This window comes from Cedecea neteri (genome assembly GCF_000757825.1).
Classification (GTDB): Bacteria; Pseudomonadota; Gammaproteobacteria; order Enterobacterales; family Enterobacteriaceae; genus Cedecea; species Cedecea selenatireducens.
The window spans coordinates 86,835-107,012 of sequence record NZ_CP009451.1 but is presented as its reverse complement, the minus strand read 5'-3'; the positions used below and the strand labels follow the sequence as shown (position 1 = coordinate 107,012).

General features: G+C 59.3%; 3 protein-coding genes. All 3 read right to left on the bottom strand.

Annotation, left to right across the window (positions count from 1 at the left end):
- Positions 1-28: 28 nt before the first annotated feature.
- On the bottom strand, positions 29-16,273 hold the full coding sequence (locus JT31_RS00410; RefSeq protein ID WP_038472072.1) for an Ig-like domain-containing protein: 16,245 nt from the start codon (positions 16,271-16,273) through the stop codon (positions 29-31).
- A 137-nt stretch (positions 16,274-16,410) separates the two neighbouring features.
- Positions 16,411-17,754: a TolC family outer membrane protein gene (locus tag JT31_RS00405; protein ID WP_038472069.1), complete on the bottom strand. Its 1,344-nt coding sequence runs from the start codon at positions 17,752-17,754 to the stop codon at positions 16,411-16,413.
- 846 nt (positions 17,755-18,600) lie between these two features.
- The gene (locus JT31_RS00400) at positions 18,601-20,103 is read right to left on the bottom strand and encodes an aldehyde dehydrogenase family protein (protein ID WP_038472068.1); all 1,503 of its coding nucleotides are present in this window, start codon (positions 20,101-20,103) and stop codon (positions 18,601-18,603) included.
- Positions 20,104-20,178: the final 75 nt, after the last annotated feature.

Sequence of the window (20,178 nt, the reverse complement as noted above, 5' to 3'; positions counted from 1 at the left end):
CCGGACTTAAAGCCCGGCAGCACTAACGTTAAATAACCACCAGCTGGTGGTTCGCCAGCAGCGTGGCGAGGTCGGTCTGTACCCCGTTCAGCGTCACCACGGTGGTTGGGTCAAAGACGCCGCCCTTACCGTCGCGGTCAATCTGAATCTCGGTGCTGCTGCCGTTTTGTACCACTTTGATGTAGTCGCCGATGTTGCCTGCCCCGGCACCCAGCTGTGCGACACCATTGATGTAGTGTGCGGAAGCATCTCCGGCGTAACCGCTGCCCTGCAGCAGCTCGCGCAGGTCAATGCGGTCGCTGTCTGCGGTGCCTTCCCAGGTCCCGACGCTGAAGCCATTGACGACGTCATGGCCGTTACCGCCGGTGGCATCCGACCCGTTCAGCAGCTTGTAGAGCAGCGTATCGTGCCCGCCGCTGCCGATGTTGAAGGTGTCGTTACCGCCGCCGCCTTCGAAGGTGTTATTCCCGCTATTGCCGGTAATCACATCGTCATGGCTGGAGCCGACGATCCCTTCGATATTGCTAAAGGTGGCGGTATTAAACCCGGTGTTCTGCGCCCCGGTTTTACCCAAATCGACGGTGACGCCCACGCTCGAGTTACGGAAATCAACCACATCCATTCCACCCGTCGAGCTCCAGGTCTGGTGTTCGGAAGACGTTTCCCAGCCGCCGCCGCCGTTGTAGACATAAGTGCCCTGCTCGGCGATAAACGTATCGTTGTAGCCGGTGCCGGTGAGCGTGCCTCCGTGTACGCCGGTCGCGGCATCTGCCGTCAGGGCATAGCTTTCTCTGCCATCGCCAGCGGTGAGTCCGTTCCAGGTCGTGTTGCTGGAGACGCCGTTGATCGCCCGCACCAGCTCGGCATGGTAGGTTTCATTCGGGTTGAGGCCGTAGAAGCTCACCAGCGCCGAAGCGTCGTTGATGCCGATCCCCGACTGGGCGTTAATCACCTGGCTTGCCACCAGTTCACCCGCCGCGTTATAGAGCTTCACCGTGTTGCCGAAGAACACGTTAATGCCCTGGCTGTCGACAATTTTCAGGTGAATCGCCGTGCCCGGTGCCACGGCGTTGGTGTTCCGCTCCAGCGTCACGCTGCCGTTTTGGCGGAAGATCAGCAGGTCCTGCGCGCCGTCCCAGTCGTAGTCGACCAGCGCCGCGCCGGAGACCTGGCTGGTGGTCGCCGAGCCGAACTTCGACGAGGTGAAGCTTGCCACGCCCTTCAGCCCGTCGTTGGTGTACATATACGACTGCCCGCTGTTGGCCAGCTTGATGATGTCCATCCGGCCGTCCATGTTCCAGTCCACCGCCACGCTGACCGTACCGTTGTACTTCTCGGTGCCAACCGCCGTGCCCGCTAGCAGATTGCCTTTGCCGTCGTTCGTCATCAGCAGGCCGCCGGTGCCTGCCCGTGACATCCCCATGTAGAGGTCCATGTAGCCGTCACCGTCGAAGTCAGCCCAGGTCATGCTCACCGAGTTGTTGGCGGCGGCAGAACCCGTTGCGCTGTACATGGTGTTGATGAAGTTCTGGCCCCAGGTAAAGGTGCCATCACCTTTGTTAAACATGGTGGACAGCGCATAGTAGTTGTTGCCGTTGGTGGTGTGCTGAGCAATATCCACCATGCCGTCGTTGTTCAAATCCACGCCTGAAGCTTCAATCAGGCTGTTGTAGTTGCCGACTTTAGCCCCGGAGACAAAGTTGATGTACGTTCCGGCGCCGGAGGTCCCTACCAGCTTGCCGGCGTTGTTATTCACAAAGGTGCTGGAGTCCGGCCCGCCAGCATCGCCCATCACAAAGTCGACGTAGCCGTCACCCTGGAAGTCGATAGATACGACCGCGCCATACCACAACAGCGCGCCGACCGAGGCGCTGCTGCCGGGGCTGGTTGAGGTGTAGGTTCCATCCCCGTTGTTCATCAACTGGGCGATGTAGCTGTAGTTGGTGCTTTCCACCAGCATATCCGCGTGGCCGTCGCGGTTGATGTCCGCATAGGCACCGGTGGTGTAGCTCCCGTTCATCGTGAAGTTTCCGCTCACTTTGTAAGTGTTGCGGTCGCTCGAGGTGGCGAACTGCTGGTTGCTGGCAAACGTCCACATGCCGTTTTCGTCGAGCATAAAGCTGGCGGCAATGGCGTTGGTGGCGCTGGTAAAGGACCAGGCTGGCGACATCGACGCTTCTGCACCTACCACCACCGTGCCGTGCGTGACATCTACGCTGTTGCCGTTGCCCGCGCTGCTTTTCACCTGCGCCGTAACGTCATAGCTCTTTAACGAAAGCACATCGGCGTCCGGGATTTGCAGATACCAGGTGTTAGAAGAAGGATCGACCACCACCGCACCTCCGCGATCGGAGGTGTAGGTCTTGCCGTTCACCGTCACCACCACGAACTCGCCGTGCACCAGGCTTGCATCCACGCTGCCGGTGATAATTGGCGTGGTGTCAGTGGTGTTTAAACCGTCAACCAGCGCTTTGGTGGTCGGCACCGAGGTGTCGACCGTCAGGCTAAAGTCGTTAGATTCGGTGTAGTTCCCCGCTTTGTCCGTCACTCGCAGAACGTAATGATAGTTTCCGTCCAGCAGGCCGGAGTCCGCGAACGTCCAGTTGGTGCCGCCGGTGATGGTCACTTTGCCCACCAGCACGCCGTCGCGGAAGATCTGTGCGATTTCGCCGTCGGCCAGCGCCTGGTTCAGCGTGCCGTTTAGCACCGGCGAGGTGTCGTCGGTAGAATAGCTGCTGTCGAAATTACCGGTACGTTCGCCGTCGTTGTCGGTATAGCTGACGATGCTCCCCACGGTGTCCGGAGCCACGGTGTCAACGGTTACCAGCTGGTTTGCGGTTGATCCGACGTTTCCGGCCTGGTCGACAATGCGAACCTGGTAGACATAGTCGCCATCGGCCAGGGTGCGGCCATCAACGTAGTGCCAGGCGGTCCCGTTCACCACGGCATCGACCCAGGTTTTACCGCCGTCGAGGCTTACCTGTACGCGCTCATCGCTCGCCAGCGCATGGCCGAGCGTGCCGTTCAGCGTCAGCGTGGTATCCATGGTGATAAAGTCGCTGGCGCTCTGCCCGGTATCGTCAGAGATACCGTCAATGGTGATGCCATAGTTTGGCGCGACGGTATCCACCGTCACCGTCTGGCTGGTGGTTGCGCCCACGTTTCCGGCAAGGTCGACGACGCGAACCTGCCAGGTATGGTCGCCGTCCGCCAGCTGGCGTCCGTCGGTATAGCTCCAGCTGGTGCCGTTCACCGAGGTGGCGTAAACCCAACTGACTCCGCCGTCGAAGCTAATCTGGACGAATTCATTGTTGCCGAGCGCCGACCCCAGAGTACCGTTCAGCGTCAGCGTATTATCGTTGGTGATAAAATCGCTGTTGCTGAAGCCGCTGTCGGTGGTGATGCTGTCGACGGTCACGGTGATGGATGCGTCCGGCGGCGTGGTATCCACAGTGACGTTCTTAGAGGCGCTTTGCCCAACGTTGCCGGCATCGTCAACCACGCGAACCAGGTACTGATAAGTGCCGTCGCTGAGGGTTCTGCCGTCGTTGAAGTACCAGGTTGTGCCAACCGTGACTACCGTCTGCCAGGTCTTCCCGCCGTCCAGGCTTATCTGCACGTATTCCCCCGCCAGCAGCGACGCGCCCAGCGAACCGTTCACCGTCAGCGAGGTATCGCTGGTGACAAAGTCAGTGCTGCTCAGCCCCGTATCGTTGCTGATGCTGTCAATCGAGACGGTTTTACTCGCGTCCGGTGCCACGGTATCTACCGTTACCAGCTGGCTGGTGGTTGCACCGACATTGCCCGCCTCGTCGACAACGCGCAGCTGATAGAGATAATCACCGTCTGCCAGCGTACGCTTATCAATGTAGCTCCACGTGGTACCGCTAATACTCACGTCAATCCAGGTTTTCCCACCGTCAATGCTGATTTGGGCGTGTTCGCCCGCCGCCAGCGGAGCGCCGAGCTTGCCGCTGAGGGTCAGGGTATTGTCGTTGGTAATAAAGTCGTGCGCGTCCAGACCTGTATCCTGGCTAATAGCTTCGACAGTAATGGTCTTACTGGCGTCCGGCGCCACGGTATCGATGGTCACATTCTGCGTTGCCGTCGAGCCAACGTTGCCCGCATTGTCGATGACGCGCACGTTATAGGTCACGATGCCGTCCGGCAGAGTGCGCCCGTCGGCATAGCTCCATGATTTGCCGTTAACCACCAGATCAATCCAGCTTGCCCCACCGTCAAAGCTAATTTGCGCCTTCTCATTGTTACCCAGCGCCCCGCTCAGGGAACCTTTTACGACGACCTTGTTGTCGGCAGTAATAAAGTCGCTGGCGCTCAGCCCGGTATCGTTTTGCAGCGAGTCAATGGTGATGGTCATCTGCGGTGGCGTGGTATCCACCGTGATGGTACGGTCGGCCCCCGCACTGTTGCCGATGCTGTTGCTGACGCTGGCGTGAATAACGTATGCGTCGCCGTCCGCAAGGGCGGATACCGCGCTGCTGCCAAGGGTGTAGCTCCAGGTCCCGTCGCCGTTCACCGTCGTGGTGTATTTCTGCCCGTTCAGCGTAATGGTCACGGTTTGCCCCGCAGGAGCATTGGTGACTCCGCTCAGCACCAGCGGCGTGCCGTGCTCCGCCGCGCTGACGATATCGTCCCCGGCAAAGGTGTTAATGCTGATGGTAGGCACTTCACCACTCAGGGTGACCTGCTTGTCCGCGCTGCTGCCGTTGCCCGCTTTATCGCTGACGCTCGCAGAGATTTGATAGCTGCCGTCCGCCGCGCCCAGGAAATCCTGAGCAGGCACGGTCACAGACCAGGTCCCGGTATCGCTAACCACCGCCTTGTAAGCGTGATTATTGAAGGTCACGGTAATCGTCTGCCCAGGCTGGGCGCTGGTCGTCCCGCTGATAACCTGGCCTGCCTGCTGCTCGGCGCTGTTGATGATGTCGTCCCCGGCCACCTTGTCGAAGGTGATGGTCGGCGCGGTCGTGTCCACCGTCAAAGTACGGTCCGCGCTGCCCGGGTTCCCGGCTTTGTCACTCACTGCGGCATGAACGGAGAAGTCGCCGTCAGCGAGCTTTGCCAAATCTTCAGCGGCCACGGTGAGGCTCCAGGAGCCATCTGCCTGAACCGTGGCTTCATAGCTTTCGCTGCCCAGCTTAACGGTGACTTTTTGCCCGGCTTCTGCGCTGCTGGTGCCGCGAATCGTTAACGGCTGCTGCTGTTCGGCCGCGTTGATCACGTTGTCGCCGGAGATGTCGGCAATGGTGACTATCGGCGCAGCTGTGTCGACGCTGATATTGTGGGTCGCCGACGTCGCGTTATTCGCGCTGTCTGTCGCCGAGGCCATCACCGTGTAGCCGCTGCCGTGCGCCAGATTCTGCACCTGGTTTGCCGGGACGGTTAAGCTCCAGCCGCCGCCCTGCTGAATAGTGGCGCTGTACTGAATGCCGTTTAACGTGACCGTGACCTGAGTGCCCACGGCCAGCTCGGTGCTGCCGCCGCTAATCACCAGATCCTGCTGAGCTTCCGCAGCGTTAATCACGTCATCCTGGCTAATGGTGTCGATGGTCAGCCCGATGCGGGCGGCGTTAACCTCAACCGTGTGGGAGTTCGTTCCCTCGTTTCCGGCGCTGTCGGTCAGCGTGGCGGTAATCGTCGCCGTGCCGTTTTTCAGCGCTGAAACCGCCGAGGCCGGCACGCCCACGCTCCAGTTGCCGTTGGCATCCACCTGAGTAACGTACTGAATCCCGTCGAGGGTGATGACGATTTTGTTCCCTGCCGCCGCGCCAGTGCTTGAGCCAGAGATAATTTGCGCCTGAGCGTGCTCTTCAAGGTTGATGATGTCGTCACCCGCCACGACGTTAAAGCTGACGGTCGGCGCGGTGGTGTCCAGCGTCATGTTCTGGCTGCCGGTGGTTTTGTTGCCTGCCGCATCGCTGACGTCAACTTTTACCGCATACTGGTTATCCGCAAGCGCGCCCAGGGCGGTTGAATCAAGCGTAATGCTCCAGGTGCCGTCCGCTTTCACTACGCCGGTGTAGGTTTTTCCGTCCAGGGTCAGGGTAACCGTCTGCCCAGCCTCCGCATTTGACGTCCCGGTAACGGTCACGCCTGCGCCTGCTTCTGCAGCGTTAATCACGTTGTCCGTGGCGATCGGGTCGATAGTCAGCCCCGGTGCCGTGGCGTCAACGCTGAACTCACGCTCCGCGCTGGCGCCGTTCCCGTTCACGTTAGTGACGCTAACTTTCACCGTCGCATCGCCGTCCCTCAGTCCGGCCATATCGCTTGCCGGCACGCTGTAGTGCCAGCTGCCGTCGGACTCAACCTGGGCCGTGTAGGTGTGGCCGCCGAAGATAATCGTGACGGTTTGCCCCGCCTCAACGTTTTGGGTTTTACCGGAAAGCACCAGGTCTGCCCCTTTCTCGGCGGCATTAAGCACGTTATCTGCGGTGATAGCTTCAACGCTGACCGCGACCGGAGTGAGATCGACCGTCACGGAGCGATCGATAGAGATCGGATTGCCCGAGCTGCTGCTGCCCGCCGCCGTCACGGTGATATTACCCGCTGCCCACAGGCCGACATCTTGCGCCGGAACGGCTGCCGACCATGTGCCGCTCGCGCTAACCGTCGCCAGGTAGTTCTTGCCGTTAATGGTGACGGTGACGGTGCTGCCTTCGTTCATGCCGCTGGCGCTGCCGCTGATGATCAGGTTCTGATTGTGCTCGATGGCGTTGACGACGTCATCGCCGGCCACGGTGTTGATGCGGATGCCCGGCAGGCTGGCGTCAATCGTAAACTCACGGTCTGCCGTGCCGCTGTTGCCGTGGCCGTTGGTGACCGAAGCCGTGACGGTTAATTTTCCGTTACCCAGGGCGCTCAGCACGTCGGCCGGCAGGTCGAGGCTCCAGCTCAAATCACTCTGCACCGTCGCGGTGTAGGTTTTCCCACTCAGTTTTATAGTGACAGTGTCACCTACGGCGGCATTGCTGACTTTTCCGCTCAGGGTCTGGCCTGCCGCGATTTCCGCAGCATTAAGGACGTTGTCTGCGGTAACCGGGTTAATCGTGACGCCCGGGGCGGCAGTGTCCACCAGCAGATTAGCGTTGGCGCTGGCGCTGTTGCCGATAGCGCTGGTTGCGGTGGCTGTCAGCGTATAGTTTGCTTCACCCAGTCCGGCCAGGTCGCCCGGCTGAACGTCCACGCGCCAGTTGCCGCTGGCGTCGGTGGTGGCGGTGTAGTTTTTGCCGTTCAGGGTGACGATGACGGCGGTGCCCGGCGCCAGATTAGCGCTGGTGCCGCTCAGCGTCAGTACTTCGCCTTTTTCAATGGCGTTCAGCACGTTATCGCCGCTGATAGCATTGAAGTTTAGCGACGGCAGGCCGGTATTAACCGTCACTTCATGGCTGCCGCTGCCGGTATTGCCGGCGCTGTCCGTCAGGCTGGCGTTGATGGTGACTTTACCGTCCGCAAGCTGGCTTACCACGCCGGCCGGGACGCCGATGCTCCAGTTGCCCGCCGCATCCACGGTGGTGGTCCAGCTGTTTGCGCCAATAGTCACGGTGATTTTATCCCCGGCAGCAGCGCCGCGGCTGGAACCGGAGATAATCTGTGCCTGCCCGTGTTCGGCGAGGTTAATCACGTCGTCGCCGGCGACCACGCCAAACGAAATGGACGGCACGGTGACGTCCACGCTCAGGTTATGGCTCGCGGAGGATCCGTTGCCTGCGGCATCGCTGACGCTGGCTTCAACGGTATACACGCCGTCGCCAAGCGCGGAGGCTTTGTCAACCGGAACGGTTACGCTCCAGCTGCCGTCGGCCTGCACGGTGCCGGTATAAGTTTCATTGTTCAGCTTCACGGTCACGGTCTGGCCCGGCTCCGCGTCGCTGGTGCCGGTAATCACCAGCGGCTGCCCGGCCTCGGCGGCATTGAGCACGTTATCCCCGGCGAGGGTGTTGATTTGCAGAGTCGGGGCTGCGGTATCCACGCTGATTTCACGCCCGGCCGATGCCCCGTTGCCGCTCACGTTAGCGACGCTGACTTCCACGGAAGTTTCGCCGTCTTTCAGACCTTGCATATCATTAGCCGGGACGGTGAATTTCCAGCTGCCGTCGCTCTCTACCTGAGTGGTGTAGGTGTGCCCCGCAAAGGTAATGGTGATTGTCTGCCCGGCTTCCACATTCTGTGTTACCCCGGAGAGCAATAAATCAGCGCCTTTCTCGGCGGCGTTCAGCACGTCGTCTCCGGCAATCTGGCCGATGGTTATCGCCACCGCGTTGAGATCTACATTGACGGTATGATCGATGGAGACTGGGTTACCTGAACTGCTGGTTCCGCCTGCAGAAACGGTGATATCTCCGGCCTGCCACTGGCTGACTTCGTTTCCTGGCACCACGGTCTGCCAGCTGCCGTCGGCCCGCACCGTTGCGGCATAGTCTTTACCGTTGATGGTTACGGTTACCGTGCTGCCTTCGTTCAGGCCGCTGCTGGTGCCGTTGATCACCAGGTTCAGGCCATGTTCAATGGCGTTGATAACGTCATCGCCCGCAATGGTATTAATCCGGATGCCCGGTAGTGCCGCATCGATGGTGACGTCGCGCGAACCGGTGCCGGTGTTACCCGCCCCGTCCGTCACGGAGGCGTTAATTTTAAGCGAGCCGTCGCCGAGCGCGGTCAGCACGTCCTTGCCAAGGGTCAGGCTCCAGGTAAGATCGCTTTGCACCTTAGCGGTGTAGTTCACGCCGCCAATGTTAATGGTCACGTCCGCCCCGGCCTGCACGCCGGTCACGCGCCCGGTAATCGTCTGACCAGCCGCCAGCTCTGCGGCATTGATAATGTCGTCGATCGCCACGGCATTGATGATAACGCCCGGCAGCGTAGAGGCGACTTCCAGGGTGCTGCTCTGGCTGCCAGCGTTGCCCACGCCGTTGCTGGCGCTGACGGAAACGTCATAGAAGGCCTCGCCAAGCTTGCCAACGTCGCCCGCAGGGACGGTAGTGGTCCATTTACCGTCGTCACCCACGGTGGCCGCATAGTTTTTACCGTTCAGATTCACCGTCACCGACGTCCCGGCAGCAAGACCGGTAGACGAGCCGCTAATTACCACATCCCCCGTTTTCTCATCGGCGTTGAGGATGTTATCCCCCGCAATGGTGTCGATGCTCAGGGTTGGCGCGACGGTATCCACCTTAACGGTATGCGAAGCATCGCCGGTATTGCCCGCTTTGTCGGTAATAGAGGCGGTCACCGTGTAAGTATTGTCGCCCAGCGCGCTGATATCAGCCCGCGGCACGCCCACGCTCCAGTTGCCGTTCGCGTCCACCACGCCGGTATAGCTTTTATTTCCCAGCGTGACGGTAACAATGTCGCCAGCCTGCGCGCCGCTGCTGGTGCCGGAAATCACCTGCGCCTGGCCGTGCTCGGTCTGGTTAATAACATCGTCGGTAGCGATGGTGCCGATGGTCACTTTAGGCACGGTTACGTCTACCAGCACGTCGCGGCTGGCGCTGCCTGGGTTACCGGCGCGGTCTTCTACGCTTGCGGTAACGGTGATGTTACCGTCGACCAGCTTGCCGACGTCCGCTGCAGGTACGCTCAGGCTCCAGCTGCCGTCTGCTTTGACCGTTGCCTGATAGCTTTCGCCGTTCAGCTGGACGGTCACGGTCTGGCCCGCCTCTGCGGTGCTCGTTCCGCTGATAATCAGATCCTGCTTCGCCTCTGCGGCATTCAGCAGGTTATCCTGGCTGACTGGGTCAACGGTCAGCGCCGGGACAAGGCTGTCGACGCTGACGTTTTGCGCCGCTTCGGTGCTGTTGCCATTTTTGTTGGTGACGCTCACCTGCACGGCGGTGTCACCCTCTTTCAGGTTCACCATATCTGCCGCCGGAACGGTGTATTTCCAGCTGCCGTCCGCCTGAACCGTGGCGGTGTAAGTGTGCCCGGCAAAGGTAATGTTGACGGTCTGCCCCGGCTCTACGTTTTGCGTCATGCCGGAGAGTTCGAGATTGGCGCCTTTTTCGGCGGCATTCAGCACGTTATCGCCGGTTATTGCGTTAATGCTGATGACCACTTCGCTGAGATCGACGGTCACCTGATGCTGGATAGCCACATCGTTGCCCGCGCCGCTGCTGCCCTTCACCTCAAGGGTGACGGCACCTTCAGCCCAACGGGCGACATCTTCCCCTGGTACGGCGGCCTGCCAGCTGCCGTCCGCGCGGACGGTTGCCGCATAGTCTTTGCCGTTGATCGTTACGGTCACCGCGCTGCCCGCGCTGAGGCCGGTGCTGGTGCCGTTGATAATCAGGTTCTGGTTATGTTCGATGGCGTTAATCACGTCGTCACCCGCGACGGTGTCCACGCGCAGCCCCGGCAGGTTCGCGTCGATAACGATATCCCGGCTGCCGCTGCCGGTGTTGCCGTGCCCGTTGGTCACAGAAGCGGTGATGGTCAACTCGCCGTTGCCCAGCGCGGTGAGGATTTCTTTGGAAACCGGCAGGCTCCAGCTCAAATCGTCCTGGACGGTCGCCTGATACAGCTTGCCGCCGAGATTAATAGTGACAATGTCACCTTTTATCGCCCCGGTGACGGTGCCGCTCAGCGTCTGGCCGCTGGCGATTTCCGTGACGTTGAGAATGTTGTCGCCGGTGACGCTGTTGATAGTGACGGTCGGCAAGGCGCTGTCGACCTGCACGTTGTGGCTGTCGCTGTTGCTATTGCCGTGGGCGTCGGTCACTGACGCGGTCACCGTGTAGTTAGCTTCGCCCAGCTTGCTGACGGCGGAAGCCGGGACCGTTGTGCTCCAGCTGCCGTCGGTTCCGGCCACGGCCTGATAATTAATCCCGTTCAGGGTGACGGTGATAAGGGTGCCCGCTGGCTGATTGCTGGTGCCTGAGAGCACCAGATCATCGCCCTTTTCCGTCGCGTTAATGACGTCATCTACCGCGATAGTGGCAACCGTAATAACCGGCAGCGCGGTGTTGACGGTCAGGGCATGATCGACGCTGCCGCTGTTGCCTGCCGCATCGGTGACGCTGGCAGTAATGGTGTAGCTGCCGTCCGCGAGGCCATGAATGACCGACGCCGGGATACCGACATTCCAGTTGCCGTTAGCGTCCAGCGTGGTGGTGAAGGTGAACGACGTTCCCTGCCCGTTGGTCACCACGACGGTAACCACATCCCCTGCGGCCGCCCCTGTGCTGGTGCCGCTCACGGTATGAGCCTGGTTATGCTCGCTGGCGTTAATAGTGTCATCCCCGGCAACGGGGTCGATGGTCAGCTTCGGCTCGGTGATATCCACCAGCATGCCGCGATCGGCATTTGCCGGGTTACCGGCTTTGTCAGCGACAGACGCGCTGACGGTGATGATGCCGTCCTTGAGCGCGGCGAGGTCGTTAGCCGGCACGCTGACGCTCCAGCGGCCGTCAGGGCCGACCGTCGCGGTATAGTTGACGTTATTCAGCGTGACCGTCACTTCCTGCCCCGGCTCAGCGCTGCTGCTGCCGCTGACAATCAAAGGCTGTTTCGCCTCTGCGGCGTTAAGCAGGTTATTCCCGCTCAGCGGATCGATAATTAACGCAGGCGCGCTGGCGTCCACGCCGTATTCCTGGGCGGCATTCGCCGGGTTGCCGTTAGCATTGCTGACGCTGACGGTCACCTGGGCATCCCCGTCCTTCAGCTTCGCCATATCGGCGGCAGGCACGGTGTAGCTCCAGCTCCCGTCGTCATTGACGGTGGTGGTATAGCGATGCCCCGCAAACGTAATAGTAACGGTCTGGCCCGGCTCAACGTTGGTGGTGAGGCCGGAAAGTACCAGATCGGTGCCTTTTTCTGCCGCGTTCAGCACGTTATCCGCCGTGACGCTGTTTACGCTGATGGACACCGGCGCTAAATCGACATCGACGATACCGTCGATGCTGACCGGGTTTTTGGCGCTATCTTCTGCTTTAGCCGTTACCGTCAGTACGCCGTCAGGCCAGCCGTTGACATCCACGCCCGGTATCGCAGCGCTCCAGGTTCCATCGGCGTTAACCGTTGCCAGATAGTCTTTGCCGTTCAGCGTGACGGTAACTACGCTGCCTGCGTTCAGACCGCTGCTGGTACCGCTGACGATCAGGTCCTGGCTATGCTCCGCCAGGTTGATAACATCGTCGCCCGCGATCGTATCGATGCGCAGGCCCGGCAGTTGGGCATCGATGGTAATGTCATGTTCCGTGCTGCCGGTGTTGCCCCGCCCGTTGGTGACGGAGGCGTGGACGGTAAGCTCGCCATCGCCCAGCGCGGTGAGCATTTCTTTGCTCAGCGGCAAATTCCAGCTCAGGTCGCTCTGTACGATAACGGTATAGCTTTTGCCGCCAAGAATGACGGTAACTTCATCGCCTGCCGCCGCGTTGATCACGCTGCCGCTGAGTACCTGCCCGGCGTTAACCTCCGCGAGGTTAATGATGTTATCGCCCGCGACGGTGTTAATGGTGATAATCGGCAGAGAACTGTCGACCAGCACGCTGTGGCTGGCAGAATTGCCGTTGCCGCTGGCGTCCGTGACGGAAGCGTTCACGGTATAGCTGGCTTCACCCAGCCTGGCGACGTCCAGCGCCGGGATCTTCACGCTCCACGCATTGCCGTTGACGACGGCCGCGTAGTCCACGCCGTTCAGATTGACGGTGATTTGCGTCCCGTCTGGCTGATTGCTGGTGCCGCTAATGGTGACTTCCGCGCTCTTTTCAGCCGCGTTAATCACATCATCCTGGGCGATGGCATTGATGGTGATTTGCGGCAGTCCGGTAGCAACGTCAAACGCCAGCGAGCTGCCGCCGACGTTGCCTGCTTTGTCCGTCACCACGACAGTTGCGGTGTATTTGCCGTCCGCCAGGCCGCTTATCACCTCTGCGGGCAGGCCAAGGCTCCAGTTGCCGCTGGCGTCCAGCACCGTTGAGTATTCCACGCCGTTAACGGTGATTTTCACGCTGTCGCCCACGGCGGCGCCGGTGGCCTTCCCGGACAATACCTGCGCCTGAGCATGCTCGGAGCGGTTAACGATGTTGTCGCCGGCGAAAGTATTGATGGTGACAACCGGCACGGTGGTATCGACCAGCATTCCGTGGCTGGTGCTGACCGGGTTGCCCGCTACGTCGCTGACGCTGGCGCTAACCGACCAGCTCCCGTCGGTCAGGTTAGCCAGGTCGGCAACCGGTACGGTAACGCTCCAGGTGCCGTCGGCCAGCACCAGTCCGGTGTAGCTTTGGTTGTTGAGGCTTACGGTGACCGTTTGTCCCGGCTGGGCGGTGCTGGTCCCGGTTATCACCAGATCCTGTGCCGCTTCGGCATGGTTAAGAATATTGTCGGCCGTGATGCTGTTCAGCGTGATGGCCGGGGGCTGGGTATCGACCAGCACTTCACGCGAGCCGCTGGCGCTGTTCCCGCTGACGTTGGTGACGCTGACGGAGACGTCGGCGCGGCCGTCAATCATGTCGCGCATATCCGCCGCCGGGACGGTATACGTCCAGTCCCCGTTTTCGTTAACGGTTGTGGTGTAGGTGTGCCCGGCAAACTTAATGACCACCGTTTGCCCGGCTTCCACGCCCAGGGTTTTTCCGCTCAGGGTGAGATCTGCAGCTTTTTCAACCGCATTCAGCATGTCGTCGCTGGTCACGCTGTTGATGGAGATAGCGACGGAGTTCAGGTCAACGTCCACCGGGCGGGAGGCCGCTACCGGATTACCTGATTCGTCGGCGGAGCTGGCAACCATCTCCAGCTTGCCGTTCGGCCAGCCAGCCAGATCGCCTGCCGGAATACCAATTTGCCAGCTTCCCGTGGCGCTCACTGCCGCCTGATAGTCCACGCCATTAATGCGCACGGTGATAATCGTGCCAGCATTGAGGTGCGTGCTGGTCCCCGTCACGGTCAGATCCTGATGCTGCTCGATGGCGTTAATCACGTCATCGCCGGAGACGGTATTGATGCGCAGCCCCGGAAGCTGGGCGTTGATATTGATGTCACGACTGCCGGAGCCGGTATTGCCGTGGCCGTTGGTCACGGAGGCGACGATTGAAACATCGCCGTCGCCCAGCGCCTGCAGGTCAGCCGCAGGAACAGTGGTGCTCCAGGTCAAATCGCTTTGTACGGTGGCGGTGTAGTTTTGACCGCCAATGTTAATGGTGACGGTGTCGCCCTGATGCGCCCCGGTGACGCGCCCGCTCAGCGTCTGATCGTTAGCGATTTCGCTGTTATTAACGCGGTTATCGCCCGCAAAAGTGGACACAATAACCGTTGGCAGGGCCGTATCTACCTGCAACGTGGCCGTTGCCGTCCCGGTATTGCCGGTGGTATCCGTGCCGCTCACGCTAAGCGTGTAGGTAGTGTCCCCTAGCTTAACCACGTCGCTGACAGGAACCTGCACCTGCCAGACGCCGCCCTGAACTTGCGCGGTATAATTTACGCTATTCAGCGTCACGGTGACGGTGCTGCCGTCCGGCAAATTGCTGGTGCCGCTTAGGGTTAAAGGCTGGGTCGCTTCAATGGCGTTCAGCACGTTGTCCTGGCTAATCGCGTTGAAAGCCACGTTCGGCGGGGTGGAGCTGACGGTGATGTCGTGCGTGGTGGAGCCCGTATTGCCGGCGGCATCGGTGATGGCCACGGTAATGGTGTTCTGGCCTTCCGGCAGCGAAGAGATAACCTCTTTAGGCACGCCGATGCTCCAGGTGCCGTTCGCCTGCACGGTGGTTTGGTAGGTTTCGCCCCCAATGGAAACGGTGATTTTATCGCCTGGCGCTGCGCCACGGCTGGTGCCGGAAATAACCTGCGCCTGCCCTTGTTCGCTGACGCTGAGAATATCATCCCCGGCCACGGTATTGACGCTGGCTTCCGGCGGTGTGGTGTCCACCAGCAGGGAAGAGGTTGTCGTCGTAGCGTTGCCCGCTTTGTCGCTGACGCTGAGGTTCAGCGTGTAGCTGTTGTCCGCCATAGCCTGCACGTCGGCCGCCGGAACCTCCATGCTCCAGCTGCCGTCTGCGCCCACGGTCGCGGTATAGGTTTTGCCGTTCAGCTTAAGGGTAACGACCTGCCCGGCTTCGGCGTCGGTTTTACCGCTGACGGTGACCGCCGCGTTATGTTCAGCGGCGTTGATAATGTTATCGCCCGCGAGGGTATCCAGCGTCAGAGTCGGGGCTTTGGTGTCTACTACCAGCGTTTCACTGGCAGAAATATTATTGCCCGCAGCGTCTTTGCCGCTGACGGCCACCGTCCAGCTGCCGTCGGCCAGGTTTTTAGCCTCGGCCGCCGGCACGGTTACGCTCCAGCTGCCGTCGCTGCCCACGGTAGTCGCATAGGTTTTGCCGTTCAGGGTGATGGTAAGCGCGGTGCCGCTCGCCAGCTCTTTTGCGCTGCCGCTGATGACGACGTCATTTGCCTGCTCCGCCGCGTTGAGCATATTGTCGCCTGCGATCGTCGCGACGGTCAGTGAGGCCTGGGCGGTGACGACGTTGAGGGTTATCTCCCCGGCGGAGGTGATTTTATTGCCGTCAATTTGCACCACGCTGTAGGTGTGCGTGCCGTCTGGCTGCTCGCTCAGCAGAACCTTCCAGTTGCCGTTGCCGTCGACCATGGTGCTGGCAATGGTGTTGCCATTACCGTCTTTAACCTGAATCGTGGCGCCCGGCTGCCCGGAACCGCTGAAGGTTGGCGTTGAATCATCGGTAACCGCGTTGCTGCTCAACAGCCCTTTGCTGTCACCTTTGTTGTCGGTGACCGTAAAGGTCGGCCGGGCGCTTTCCACCTCGTTGGTGTTGTCGATAACTTCGGTGTGTGACTTGCCGCCGCCGTGTGCCAGCAGTGCGCCAATGCCCACCCCGCCCGCCACGGCACCGGCAACCCAGCCCCACGGCATGTCGCTCAGCAGCGAGCCGTCCATGAACGGCTCGATGGATTCGATCGGCACTGCGGTAGCGGTTAATTCAGTGCCCTGCGTCCCTACGGCCGCGCCCGCTTCGTCAAAAGTGATATGGGTCAGTTCTTTCCCGTCATCAAACACCAACTCTGAGTGGTGCCCCGCCCGCCCTTCTTCCTCCACGAAATAGCCGTTACAGCGAATGACGCTGCCGTCTTTCATGTACACCAGCAGATCGTTGCCCTGACGCACATAGTGCGCCACGTCTTTGGCACTGCCGTGAATCTGAATGATGGAGGGGGAAGAGAGCGAAACAGAGAGATTCCCGTCGCCGGTTACCAGGGTTTTCTCTGCATCTTTACGGGAAATAACGTCCAGAATCTTATTCATAGCACTTCTCCTTAAATATGCCGAAACGAGGCATATGTTCTTATTTTTTGGATGTGGGTATCCCTGAGAAATCCAGCTCTCATTTCACATCAACTTATTTTCAGGCGAGTGAGGCTAACCCACTGCCCTGACTCTCTTTATTTCAAATCAGGTAATTTCGACGCGGCATTTTTTTCTACTCCTGTCAGGGGTAATAAATTATCCACGGCAGCAGCGTAAATTACCGCGGCCTGCCAGCCGTCAAAATCAGCATTAATTTGCGCATAGGCGGCCTGAAAAACATCCTGCTCTACGCTTAATAAATCATTAAGGCTGCGTTTGCTGAGCTTATATTCATTTTTATAAACTTCGCGGGCGCGCCGGGCGTTCTCTAGCTGCAGCTTTCCCGCCGTCTCACGGCCTTTGGCCCCGTTCCAGTCGGCCATCGCCACCGACGCCTTCTGCAGCACGTCGAATTTGGCCTGTTCGACCTGAGAGGCCGCAATGCGCCTTGCGCCCTGTGCCTGCTCGACCTGGGCGGAAACCGCGCCGCCCTGATAGATAGGCGCATCCACGTTAAGCTGAATCTGGTCGTCCCAGTACGCGCTATTGTTGGACTGGTAGCGCGTACGCCCGCCCCGCAGGCTTAGCGTCGGCCAGTGGCCTGATTTTGCTTTCTCTACGGCATATCCCGAGGATTCACGCATCGCCTCAGCAGCCAGCACGCTGGGGATCAGCGAGTAATCGATGTTGTCGAGCGGTGCCTGCTCCAGCGCCAGGCGCGCGGGCATGGCCTGATAGTTCGCGGCGCTTACGCCGGTTAGCACCGCCAGCCTGGCCTTTGCACTCTGCCCCGCGGCCAGGTACTGCTCCAGCGTCGAGCGCATCCCGGCGATGCGCGTCTGGGTTTGCAGCACGTCTGAACTTGAACTCAGCCCGGCATCAGCGCGCAGCTTTGCCATGGTGTTCACGTTTTGCAGCGCGGCGATACTCTCTTCCGTCGCCGCGACCAGCGCCTCGTTACGCTTCAGGTCGACATACGCCTGGGCGGTTTTTTCCGCCACGCCGGTTAGCGTCGCCATCAGCTGATAGCGGTAGCTTTCGCGCTGGCTTTGCTGCTGGCTGATGTTGCTGTTGGTTTTACCAAAGTCATACACCAGCTGAGTCAGGCTCAGTCCGTAGGCCGCCGAGTTCTTGAGCGAGCCGCTTGAGTCCGTGGTACGTGAGTGACCGGTACTGCCGTTGAGAGAAATCTGCGGCATCCAGGCGCTTCGGGCTTGATCAATCTGCGCCTGCCCAATACCGAACTGCGCCGCCTGCTGAGAGACGGACGGATCGCGGTCGAGCGCGAACAGAATACTTTCCCCCAGCGTCAGGGTTGACGCCTGCGCAATGCCGGGTGCCGTGGCCCAGGCCGGTGTCGGCGCGGCATTCACCTGCATGCCGCTGCCGAGGCAAAGAACGGCAAGGATCATGGCTGGCAGGGAATAAGACTGAAGCATAGACGGCGATATCCTTATCCAACGTAATAATCTGGATGATGTTGTGCCGTCCTGTATTGGATATAAACAGGCACGGCTCGATAAATTATTTCTTTTAAACGGCTGTAATATTTAAATTTAAATACTCACAGCGTGGTTTTGCATTAATTTCATGAAACAATACGTTCTGACTAAAAAGAGGTAGAAAACTATCCTTCGCTTTCGTTTCTTCTTAAAAAATGAAGGTCACAATTTCACTGCCTCTTAATATAAAGGCGACACGCAATATGACTTATTTAATTCGGGGGATCAAACTGGCCCCATCCTTTTCCCGAATCGTTTGTAAGAAAAATCCTACCAAAGAAAATTTAACCTCACCAATCATTTATTGTTAACAGTGTGTTACTTAAAAGGAAGGGGCCGGGGCATAGCGATCGATAACCCCGACGAATGAATACATAAACACAAATAGCTAACAGTTATAATTCATAAGGTTATGGAACAGGCTTTGATTTACATCAATTTTACATTTCGGGGAAATATGCCGATAAATCCGGGCTGCTCATTTTTGGTTGTTTTTCCATAAATGTTACATTGCCGTAAGTTTTACGCAAAATAAGGTCGCATGGACAAATGTGTGCCCGAAGAGATAGTCACTTAACGCAAATACTTCATGACTAAAATAGCGCCTTCTTGACAAAAAAATGCAAAAAAAAGACCGGGAAAACCCGGTCTGAAGGTAGCAACATTTATTATCATGATTAATGGTCAAGATCGGACAACGATCTCCCCTCGCGGGAGGGGGACCATCAGATTACCAGCGACAGATAATTCCGGGCCGTGATAAGCGCCGAAATGTGCTCACATTCAGTAACGCACGCAAACCGTTTTGGTTTCGGTATAGGCGTCGAGCCAGTGGGGGCCAAAATCGCGGCCTGTGCCTGACTGCTTCATGCCACCGAAGGGCATGTTGGCATCGATAAGCGTGTGGCTGTTTACCCAAACCGTACCGGCCTGAATGCGCCCGGTATACTGCATTGCCGCCTGCAGGCTGTTGGTCCACAGGCTCGCCGTAAGGCCGTAGTCGCTGTCGTTAGCCAGCCGCAACGCTTCTTCCGCATCCGCCACCCGCACGAGGTTGACCACCGGGCCAAAGACCTCTTCTTTGGTGAGCCGCAGGCTGGCTGAAGGGTTTACCACCAGCGTCGGCGCAATGTAGTAGCCGCTGCCCTGCGGGCCTGGATTGCCGGAGATAAGTTCAGCCCGCTGCTCCTCTGCCTGGGCCAGATAACCGGCGACTTTTTGCTGCTGAACCTTCGAAACTAACGGGTTGATATGGGCGGCCGGATCCATGCCCGCCCCTACCTGCAGTGATTTCACCGCCTGCTCAAAACCACTCACCAGCGTGTCGAACAGCGGCGCCTCGATATAAATCCGCGAGCTGGCGGCACACACCTGCCCTTGATTGAGGAAACTGCCCGCCATTAAGCCTTCAATGACCATTGCCGGGTCGGCATCTTTCAGCACGATAGCCGGGTTTTTGCCCCCCAGCTCCAGCGTTACGCGCGTTAACCTGTCTGCCGCCGCTCTGGCGATGCCCTTTCCCGTCGCGGTCGAACCGGTAAAGCTGACCTTGGCAATCAGCGGATGTTCGGTCAGCGCTTTACCACAGCCCGCGCCGCTGCCGGTCACCACGTTGAATACGCCGTCCGGTACGCCAGCCTCGGTCGCCAGCTCCGCCATGCGCAGCAGCGTCAGCGGCGTGGTTTCCGAAGGCTTAACGACAATAGAACAGCCTGCGGCCAGGGCCGGCATCACTTTCCACATGCCAATCAGCAGCGGGAAGTTCCACGGTACTATGCCCGCCACAACGCCAACCGGCTCTTTGCGCGTCCACGCCTGATAGCGTGCGCCTTCCGGCATAGGAATAGACACATCGAGCGTCTGGCCGCTGATTTTCGTCGTCAGGCCTGCGGTATAACGCATCCAGTTCAGCGTGCAGCCAACCTCAAACGCGCGGGAAATGTTGATGGACTTGCCCTGTTCAAGCGTCTCAAGCTGCGCCAGCTCTTCCGTATTTTGCTCAAGCAGATCTGCGAAACGCAGCAGGACTCTTTCTCGCCCGGCAGGCAGCATATTAGCCCATACGCCGCGGCTAAACGCACGCCAGGCAGACGTTACCGCCCGGTCAACATCCGCCACACTGGCATCGGCGCTGCTGGAAATCTGTTGCCCGTCTGCAGGGTTAAAAACCGGTAGACGCGCTTCGCTGTCAGACTCCTGCCAGCCGCCGTCAATGTAAAGCCCATGAGAACGCTGAAGAAACTGGCGCACATTGCCCAGCACGCTTACCGTTTCTGGCTCAGTCATAGCATCTCCTTATCAAGGTCATTATCGTGTAGCCCCCCTTCATTCTAGGCGTTATGTTGAGGTTAGGGTTTTCTG